The following is a 2,518-nucleotide window of genomic DNA, read 5'->3' as shown; positions in this document are numbered from 1 at the left end:
CCGTTTGGCACGCGGATGTTCCACCCGTATTAAATGCACCTGTTGCAGAAGACCTTGCATATGTCATATACACCTCGGGTTCAACCGGACGGCCCAAAGGTGTAATGATCGAACATAGAAACGTCGTAAGCTTGGTTAGCGGTTTTCAAAATATAGCTGACGATTCCCATTGCAAAACCGGATTGACTTTATGTCCAGTAATCTTCGATGTCTCCGTATGGGAGATTTTTATCAATATATGCTACGGAAAGGAACTTCACGTACTGCGTAAAACAGCCATAATGAGCGGGGAAGACCTTGCTAATATTATGATTGAAAAAAAAATAGATACCGCCTATATTCCCCCAACCATGCTTGGTGAAACGGTTGAATTCCTTGAAAAAGCGGATAGGCCATTCCGACTGAAAAGGCTACTTGTTGGAGTTATGCCAATCAAACAATCTTTATTAGAAAGGTTCAAGAGTTTAGTTAGCGATATAATAATAATTAATGGATATGGACCTAGTGAAACGACAGTGTGTTCTACTTTTTTTGAATTTGACTCTACAAAATGCTTTTATAAAGATTCAAATGTACCAATTGGAGTTCCTGTTACTAATTCTAAAATTTATTTATTGGATGCCAATAGACAGCTATTACCCTGTGGTTTACCTGGTGAGATTGGGATCAGCGGACCGCTCGTCGGCCGCGGATATTTAAACAATTCGGATCTAACAAGTAAAAAATTTGCAGAAATCAACATTGATGGAAATAAAGAACGAATATATTTCACCGGCGATTTTGGAAGATGGCTTCCAAGTGGAAATCTTGAATATTTGGGAAGAAGGGATGATCAGATAAAACTACGCGGATATCGTATTGAGCTCGGGGAAATTGAGACTGCCATTATAGAAAGTAACTTATGCAATGACGTCGTTGTATTAAAAACGAATGAGGAGTTACTTGTAGCCTTCGTCATACCTTTTAATAACGAGTACTTTGAACGAAATATAAATCGTTTTTTGCAAGATTTGCTACCTTACTACATGCTACCCCAAAAGTGGGTTATACTAAACGAACTTCCGATTACAACTGCAGGAAAGATAGACAAGCAAAAATTACTGGAAATGAATTTGGAGCAAGAGACTAATGTTCAATACTTTGGGCCTGTTACAAAGTTTGAACAATTCCTTGTTTCGAGGATTAAAGATCAAATAGGTGTTCAATACGTCGATATGTGCGACAACATTTTTTCTTTAGGAGCGAGCTCATTACAAATTATGAAATTGATTTCAATAATAAAGAAAGAGTTTAACATCTCATTACCAATTAATATCTTTTTTAAAACTAGAACAATTCGGGAATTAACTGAATATATAGAGTATACCTACGGCTTAGCTATGGATAATGAGGAAGGTATCGAAGGTGATGTTTATGAATTATAATAAAAAAAAATGAGATGGTCAAGTTAGATTACAAGTTGGCTTTTATCGTCCCTTTTCGCGATAGATATGAGCATTTAAATATTTACGTTCCGCATTATAAAAGAATCTTTCCGGACGCCGATATATATATAATACATCAGTTGGGAACCGAACCGTTTAATAGGGGGAAACTTTTGAATGTTGGATTTTTATTCGCAAAAGAAAAGGCAGACGCTTATGATTTGTCAGATATAGATATGTTAGCTGTTGAAGGTCAGGTAGATTATTCGGCGCCAGATGCCGTAACTCACTTGGCTTCTGCTGTCTCTCAATACGATTATACGCTTCCATATCCAACATATTTTTCAGGACACGTTCTCTTAAATGCTGAACACATGGAATCTGTAAATGGGTTTTATAATGATTATTTAGGCTATGGATGCGAAGATGATTGTTTTTATCGCTCATTTGTTGAAAGAGAGTTGCCGGTTCACCGACGGCATGGAGTGTATGAATCATTAGACCACGAACGGCCTGTTGACACTGATCCAAAGATAAAAGAGTTGTTCAAAAGAAATTGGGAATTATCAAGTAAACCCAGAGACTTTTCAAATGGACTTTCAACGTGTCAATATAAAATACATAGTGTTGAGGTAAACGATAATTATACGATGGTTAATGTTTATATCTAAAACGTATCGCGAAATTTACAGTTTCAAGTAAATATAATGTAGTAATGAACCATACCGATTCCATTTTTTCCGATGAAATATTGACCTTAATAAAAAAGGCAAAGGAGGCCGGGATTTATTTATTTTTAGATGAAGATACGGTAAAATTCAGATTAAAAAAGCGAGATCGAATAACTGATGAGTTGATTTATGTTATTCGCCTAAGAAAAGGTGAATTGTTGACTTTTTTGCAAAATAATAAAAAGCTCAAGGAGCTCGGTAGATCAAGTTTGGAGCCAATTGAAAAAAGACAATTAAATTCCTACCCATTATCTTATAGTCAGGAGCGTTTATGGTTCATTGATCGGCTTGAGGGGAGCGTTCACTACCATGTTCCGGTTGTGTACGGTATCCGAGGAGGTTTGGTGGATGTGGACCTCCTTG

General features: G+C 36.7%; 3 protein-coding genes. All 3 read left to right on the top strand.

Annotated elements, in window-relative coordinates; genetic code table 11:
• Nucleotides 1-1,424, top strand: a 1,424-nt coding sequence (locus RYH73_RS26495) for a non-ribosomal peptide synthetase (protein WP_335316460.1), incomplete at its 5' end; no start/stop codon positions are given.
• 14 nt (nucleotides 1,425-1,438) lie between these two features.
• The gene (locus RYH73_RS26490; RefSeq protein WP_335316458.1) at nucleotides 1,439-2,095 is read left to right on the top strand and encodes a galactosyltransferase-related protein; all 657 of its coding nucleotides are present in this window, start codon (nucleotides 1,439-1,441) and stop codon (nucleotides 2,093-2,095) included.
• A gap of 44 nt (nucleotides 2,096-2,139) precedes the next feature.
• A partial coding sequence (locus RYH73_RS26485; protein ID WP_335316457.1) for a hypothetical protein occupies nucleotides 2,140-2,518 on the top strand: 379 nt, incomplete at its 3' end.

The organism is Olivibacter sp. CPCC 100613, from assembly GCF_036959255.1.
Lineage (GTDB): Bacteria > Bacteroidota > Bacteroidia > Sphingobacteriales > Sphingobacteriaceae > Olivibacter.
Note: the sequence above shows the minus strand (reverse complement) of the source record. Positions and strands in the feature narration are given on the sequence as shown.